Genomic DNA, 7,034 nt, shown 5'->3' on the forward strand with positions numbered 1-7,034 from the left:
GCGAGGCTCGGCCGCGGGCGGAGGAGGTCGTCCGTGGCGCAGGCACAAGGAGTATGAAATGGCACACAAGAACTACCTCTTCACCTCGGAGTCCGTCACCGAGGGACACCCGGACAAGATGTGCGACCAGATTTCGGACGCCATCGTGGACGCCATCTTCGCGAAGGAGGCGAAGCTGCAGCAGCAGGGCTACGTGGACGCCGACGGCACGCCGGCAAACGTCGACAACGTGCGCTGCGCCATCGAGACGTTCACGACCACCGGCACCGTCGTCGTGATGGGCGAGGTCCGCACCGAGGCGTACGTGGACGTCCAGAAGATCGTGCGCGACACGGTCTCGAAGATCGGCTACACGCGCGCCAAGTACGGCTTCGACGCCGAGACCTGCGGCGTCATGAACCTGATCCACGGCCAGTCCCCCGACATCGCCCAGGGCGTCGACGGCACGTTCGCCCGCTCGAACGACAACGACGAGATCGACAAGATCGGCGCCGGCGACCAGGGCATGATGTTTGGCTACGCGTCCGACGAGACGGACGTCCTCATGCCGATGCCCATCTACCTGGCGCAGAGGCTCTCCGAGCGCCTCGCCGAGGTTCGCAAGAACGGATCTCTCACCTACCTGCGCCCGGACGGCAAGACCCAGGTGACCGTGCGCTACGAGGACGACAGGCCCGTCGAGGTCACGGCCATCGTCGTGTCGACGCAGCACGCGGCCGACGTCAAGCTCTCCCAGATCCGCGAGGACATGATCGAGCACGTCATACGCCCGGTGCTCGACGCGGTTGGCATCTCCTGGAGGGGCGCGACCATCTATGTCAACCCCACCGGACGCTTCGTGGTGGGCGGCCCCATGGGCGACACCGGCCTGACCGGCCGCAAGATCATCGTCGACACCTACGGCGGCATGGGTCGCCACGGCGGCGGCGCCTTCAGCGGCAAGGACCCCACCAAGGTCGACCGCTCCGCCGCGTACGCCGCGCGCTGGGTCGCGAAGAACGTCGTCGCAGCCGGCCTCGCGCACCGTTGCGAGATCGAGCTGGCCTACGCCATCGGCGTGCCGCAGCCCGTCTCCATCTCCGTAGACACCTTCGGCACCGGATCTGTCGACGACTCCGTGATCGAGGCCGCGGTCCAGAAGGTCTTCGACCTGCGTCCCGGCGCCATCATCCGAGACCTCAGGCTCCGTCGCCCCATCTACCAGAAGACGGCTGCGTACGGCCACTTCGGCCGCGAGGACCCGGACTTCACGTGGGAGAGCACGGACCGCGTGGGAGAGCTCAAGAGCGCAGTTGCGGCCATGGCAAAGTAGCGCCAACCTCGACGCGCCGCGGTGGCGCCCGTGGCGCGGCCGCAAGACATCGGCAAGACAAGGCCCCCTTCGCAGGCGATGCGTCGCGTGCGGAGGGGGTCCTTCTCGGCTGCGCGAGGTCGCCTGCTTCGACACCGCGTTCTTTAGTGTCCACCGCGTGCGGTAGAATCGTCAGAAAACCGTCTGCGGCAGAGGAGGGTCCGTGGCCATAACGAGGAGGTCGCTTCTTCGGGGGGCGTGCGCGCTGGGCTCCGCCCTCGCGCTCGGCGCGTGCGGCGCGGGCGAGAAGGACGCGGGCTCGTCATCGGCGGACGCCGCCTCCGGGGTCACCGTGCGCGAGCGCACCGCGGACCCCATCGCGCGCGCGAAGGCGACGCACGTGGACGCCGTGGGCGACCTTGGCCGCACGAAGGCGTTCGACCTGCACTGCGACACGGTGGACGTGCTTGGCATGCATGACTGGGAGCCGTACAGGTCGTGGCCGGCCATCGCGCGCCACGGCGACATCGCGAAGAGCGACGGCGAGGTCGACCTCGAACGCGCGCAGGGCCTGGCGTACGCCCAGGGCTTTTCCGTGTGGGTGCCCGACAGGAAGTGGGTCACGGACCCGCTGGGCTTCTACACCGCGGCCGTCGCGTACTTCAGGCAGCAGATGCGGCAGCACGCGGACCGCGTGGAGCAGGTGACGGACGCGCGCAGGATGCCGGACGTGCTGAGGGCCGGCAAGGTGGCCGCCGTGCTCACCGTGGAGTCGTGCTCCGCGCTCGAGGGGTCGCTCGACGTGGTGGACACGATGCGCGAGGACGGCGTCAGGATGGCCGGCCTCACGTGGAACGGCGACAACGCCCTGGGCGGCGGCCGCTCCACGCACAACGGCCTCACGGAGCTGGGGAAAAGGGCGGTCGCGCGCCTGGAGGACGCCGGGATCGCCGTGGACGCGGCGCACCTCTCGGCGGAGTCGTTCGACGACCTCGCGAGGTGCCGCAGGCGGCCGTTCCTCATATCGCACTGCGCGTCCAGGGCCGTGTGCGACGTGGACCGCAACGTGACGGACGATCAGTTCAAGGCGGTGCTCGACAGCGGCGGCGTCGTGGGCGTCAGCTACTGCACGGAGTTCATAACGAAGCGCACCACGGGGACGGACGTCACGTTCGACGAGCTCATGGCCCACTTCGAGCACTTCCTGGACCTGGGGGGCGAGGACTGCGTCTGCCTGGGCGGCGACTTCGACGGCGCGTCCGTGCCGGACTGGCTGCGCGGCGTGGACAAGCTCCAGGGCTTCTACCAGAAAATGTGCGAGCGCCTTGGGCAGGGGCAGGCCGACAAGGTGTTCTTCCAGAACGCGTACGCGTTCATGGTCAGAAACGAGGTCGCCTGAGTGTACGCGAGCGTCGTCCTGGACATAGCCACGCGCGCGCTCGACGGCGCGTTCGACTACGGGGTCCCGCGGGAGCTCGAGCAGGAGTGTGCGGTGGGGGCCACCGTGCTCGTGCCCTTCTCGCATCGCGAGGCCGTGGGCTACGTGGTGGCGACGTCCGAGCTGCCGCCCGAGGGCCTGGACGCCTCCCGCGTGCTCCCGGTGTCGCGTGTGCTGGCGCCCAGTGCGTTTGACCAGGTTTCGGCCCGCGTCGCCTTCTGGATGGCACGCGAGTACGCCTGCCCGCCATGCGAGGCCATCCGCCCGTTTTTGGCGCCGGGCCAGACCGTAAGGGTTCGCCGCGCATCTGCGGACGACCCGTGGGAGCTGGTGTGCCAGAAGAGCGGCCCCGTGGACGAGCGCTGGGTGAGCCTGGCGGAGAAGGGCGGCTCGTTCAGCCCGCGCGCCAACGCGGTTCGCCAGCGCGCCGTGCTCCAGGCGCTCGAGTCGGGTCCGATGCGCATGGCGGAGCTCGCGGCGACGCTGCCGGGCAGCGCCTCGGCCGTCGCGGCGCTCGCGCGGAGGGGCGTCGTTTCCGTGGAGGAGCGTCGGCGCGTGCGCGGCGGGGACTCCACCACGCTCAGGAGCGCCGTCGCCGCGAGGCCGGAGCACCTGACGCAGGGTCAGCGCGACGCCCTCGCGGCCATCGCGCGCGCGTGCGACGCCGGCCGCGGCGACGTCGTGGTGGTTGACGGCGTCACGGGCTCCGGCAAGACGGAGGTGTACCTGGACGCCATCGAGCGCGTGCGCGCCGCGGGCAAGGGGGCGCTCGTGCTAGTGCCGGAGATATCGCTCACGGCCCAGACCGTCGGGCGCTTTCGCTCGCGCTTTGGGGACGACGTCGCGATCCTGCACTCCAGGCTCTCGGCCGGCGAGCGCTTCGACCAGTGGGACATGGTGCGCCAGGGTCGTGCCCACGTGGTGGTGGGCGCGCGCTCCGCGCTGTTCGCGCCGCTTCGCGACGTGGGCGTCATCATTATTGACGAGGAGCACGAGTGGACGTACAAGCAGGAGTCCGCACCGCGCTACCACGCGCGCGAGGTCGCGGCGCGCATGGCGGCGGAGCGCGGATGCGCCCTTGTGCTGGGGTCCGCCACGCCCTCGCTCGAGGCGCTGGAGCGCTGCCGTGAGGGCGCGTGGGGCGGCGTCAGCTGGACGCGCGTGAGCATGCCGGAGCGGCCCGGGGCGGCGCGGCTGCCGGCCGTGCGCGTGGTGGACATGACGGAGCAGTTCTCGGGCGGGAACCGCTCGATCTTCTCGGCCCCCCTGGCCGAGGCCCTGCAGGACGTTGCGGCCAGGCGCCAGAAGGCCGTGCTCATGCTGAACCGCAGGGGCTTCGCGAACTTCCTCATGTGCCGCGAGTGCGGCGCCGTGCCGGAGTGCCCGCACTGCTCCTGCGCGCTCACGTACCACGAGCGCACGCACTCGCTGGTGTGCCACACGTGCGGTAGGTCGTGGCCGCAGAGGGCGTACCCGGACCCGTCCACGCGCTGCCCCAACTGCGGCAGCCGCTACCTGGCGGCGTTTGGCGTGGGCACGCAGCGCGTGGAGGACGAGCTCGCGATGCTGCTGCCGGATGACGTGAGGATCATCCGCATGGACGCGGACACCACGCGCGGCAAGGGCGACCACCAGCGCCTGCTGGAGGAGTTCGACGCGGCGGAGTGCGCGGTGCTCGTGGGCACGCAGATGATCGCGAAGGGGCTGGACTTCCCGGAGGTCACGCTCGTGGGCGTGGTGAACGCGGACACGACGCTGAAGCTTCCGGACTTCCGCGCGGCGGAGCGCACGTACGACCTGCTTGAGCAGGTGGCGGGTCGCGCCGGCAGGGGGACGGAGCCCGGCCAGGTCATAGTGCAGACGTACTGGGCCACGCACCCCGCCATCCGCGCGGTGCAGAAGCACGACCGCGCGCTGTTTGTGGAGCAGGAGCTCGAGGAGCGCCGCGACGGCTGCTACCCGCCGTTCTCGCGCCTCTCGAACGTGGTGTGCTGGGGCCGGCGCGAGGCGGACGTGCGCCGCACGCTGGACGAGGTGGCCGGGCGCGTGCGCGAGCGCGTGGGCGAGGCCGCCGGCTGGGAGCTGCTTGGCCCCACGGATTGCCTCAAGGCGAAGGTGAAGGATCGCGTGAGGCGCCATCTGCTGGTGAAGTCGCCCGTGGACTCGGAGCCCGGGCCGCTTCTGGACGCGTGCGTGCGCGCCGCGGCGCCGCCGCGCGGGGTGAGCATTGCCGTGGACGTGGACGCGTACGACATGATGTGACGCGCCGTGCGCCCGCGCGCCGGCGTGGGTTATCGGTAGAGGAGGCGCCCCGCATGAAACTGTGGCGCCGCATGGGGTACGCTAACTGGGCTAACACAGGGCCCCGACGGGCCCGTACACGAAGGAGGCACCATGAGTGCAATTGACGACATCGTCCTGTCGCCCGACGACAGGCTGAAGACCGAGTGCGCCCCCATCGAGAAGATCGACGACGGCGTGAAGAGGCTCGCGAAGCGCATGCTGAGGGACATGTACGCCGCCGACGGCTGCGGCCTCGCCGCGCCGCAGGTGGGCGAGCTCGTGCAGCTGGTCGTGATCGACGTGGACTACGCGGGCGAGGGCACGAAGAAGAACCCGTACGTCCTCATCAACCCCAAGATCGTGGCCGCGGACGGCCCGGAGCGCGCCTACGGCGAGGGCTGCCTGTCGTTTCCCGGCATCACGGTCGAGGTCAGGCGCCCGAGCCACGTGGTGGTGCAGGCGCGCAACCTCGACGGCGACCTCATGCAGTACGAGGCGCGCGACAACCTGCTTGCCGTCTGCCTGCAGCACGAGATCGACCACCTGCACGGCGTGACCATGGTGGACCACCTGTCCGCCGGCGCGCGCATCGCGGCGCTGCGCGACTACGAGGAGGCGCTCGCAGAGGGCGCCCGCCCCGGGGACACCGCCGCAAACTAGCCGTCGCGAAGGGGGAGAAGGACATGCGCATAGTATTCATGGGGACTCCCGAGTTCGCGGTCCCCTCGCTCCGCGCGCTCGCGGGTGCGCACGACGTGAGGCTCGTGCTGACGAGGCCGGACGCCGTGCGCGGACGCGGCAGGAGGCTGGAGCCCTCCGCGGTGAAGGCGGCCGCGACGGAGCTGGGCATCGACGTGCTCGAGACCAAGCGCATCACGGACGACGTGATGGCCGTCATCCGCGCGGCGGAGCCCGACGCCATCGTGGTGGCCGCGTTTGGCTGCATCCTGCCGGACGCCGTGCTGACGGCGGCGCCCCTGGGCTGCGTGAACGTGCACGCGTCGAGCCTGCCGCGCTGGCGAGGCGCCGCGCCCATCCAGCGCGCCATCCTGAGCGGCGACGCGCGCGCCGGCGTTTCCATCATGCGCGTGGTGCACGACCTGGACGCCGGGGCGTACTGCCGCCAGGCGGACGTCGAGGTGGGCGAGAAGAGCTGCCCCCAGGTGATGGGGGAGCTTGCGGAGCTCGGCGCGAGGGAGCTGCTCGTCGCGTTGCGCCAGATGGAGGACGGCACGGCCGAGTGGGTCGAGCAGGACGAGTCGAAGGTCACGTACGCGAGGAAGGTCGAGAAGGCCGAGATGCTGCTTGACCCCGCCGCGACCGCGCTGGACAACCGCCGCCGTGTGCAGACGTCGCTCGACGCGGCGCCGGCGCGCATGGCCGTCGCCGGCAGGGGCGTGCGCGTGCTTGCCGCGCGCGTGGCGGGAGACGACACCTCGCAGGGCGAGGTGATCGTGCGGCACGGGCGCGTGATCGCGGGCTGCGCGGACGGCGCCATCGAGCTTCTGCGCGTGAAGCCCGACGGAAAGCGCGAGATGGACGCCTCCGCGTGGGCGGCCGGCCTGCACCAGAGCCAGCTTGCCTGGGAGCACGTGTAGCCATGGCGCGGCTTGCCCCCGCGCGCAGGGCGGCGCTCAGGCTGTGCGCCGCGTGCCGCCAGAGGGACGCCCGCGCGCGCGAGCTGCTGCGGACGTCCGACGTGATGGACGGCCTGGACCCGCGTGACCGCGCGCTCGCGACGCGGCTGGTGCTGGGCGTGCAGCGCGCTCGCGGCCTTTGCGACGCCGTGGTGGACGCGCACCTTGCGCACGGCCACCTCGAGCCTCGCGTGCGCGACGCGCTCAGGATGTCCGCATTCGAGCTGCTGTACCTGGGCACGCCCACGCAGGTGGCCGTGAGCCAGGGCGTGGAGCTCGCGGCCGTGGCGTCGCGTCGCGCGCGCGGGCTCGCAAACGCGGTGCTGCGCCGCATCGCGGAAGGGGACGTTCCGGCCATGGAGGCCGCGCGCGGTCGCCTGCGGGC

General features: G+C 71.2%; 6 protein-coding genes. All 6 read left to right on the forward strand.

Annotated elements, in window-relative coordinates; translation table 11 throughout:
* The first annotated feature begins 58 nt into the window (after positions 1-58).
* Positions 59-1,312 carry a methionine adenosyltransferase gene (gene metK / locus ACTQWE_RS08540; protein ID WP_090845767.1) on the forward strand — a complete coding sequence of 418 codons (1,254 nt, stop codon included), beginning with the start codon at positions 59-61 and terminating at the stop codon, positions 1,310-1,312.
* A 202-nt stretch (positions 1,313-1,514) separates the two neighbouring features.
* Positions 1,515-2,690, forward strand: a complete 1,176-nt coding sequence (locus tag ACTQWE_RS08545) for a dipeptidase (protein WP_441856759.1) — start codon at positions 1,515-1,517, stop codon at positions 2,688-2,690.
* Positions 2,691-4,991, forward strand: a complete 2,301-nt coding sequence (priA, locus tag ACTQWE_RS08550; protein WP_441856758.1) for a replication restart helicase PriA — start codon at positions 2,691-2,693, stop codon at positions 4,989-4,991.
* A gap of 132 nt (positions 4,992-5,123) precedes the next feature.
* Positions 5,124-5,672 (forward strand): peptide deformylase, encoded by a 549-nt coding sequence (gene def / locus ACTQWE_RS08555; RefSeq protein ID WP_170103487.1) that lies wholly within the window; start codon positions 5,124-5,126, stop codon positions 5,670-5,672.
* A 23-nt stretch (positions 5,673-5,695) separates the two neighbouring features.
* Positions 5,696-6,610 (forward strand): methionyl-tRNA formyltransferase, encoded by a 915-nt coding sequence (fmt, locus tag ACTQWE_RS08560; protein ID WP_441856757.1) that lies wholly within the window; start codon positions 5,696-5,698, stop codon positions 6,608-6,610.
* A 2-nt stretch (positions 6,611-6,612) separates the two neighbouring features.
* Positions 6,613-7,034 (forward strand): transcription antitermination protein NusB (locus ACTQWE_RS08565; RefSeq protein ID WP_441921579.1); only part of this gene is annotated, 422 nt, incomplete at its 3' end.

Source organism: Parafannyhessea sp. LCP19S3_B1, from assembly GCF_052121955.1.
Lineage (GTDB): Bacteria > Actinomycetota > Coriobacteriia > Coriobacteriales > Atopobiaceae > Parafannyhessea.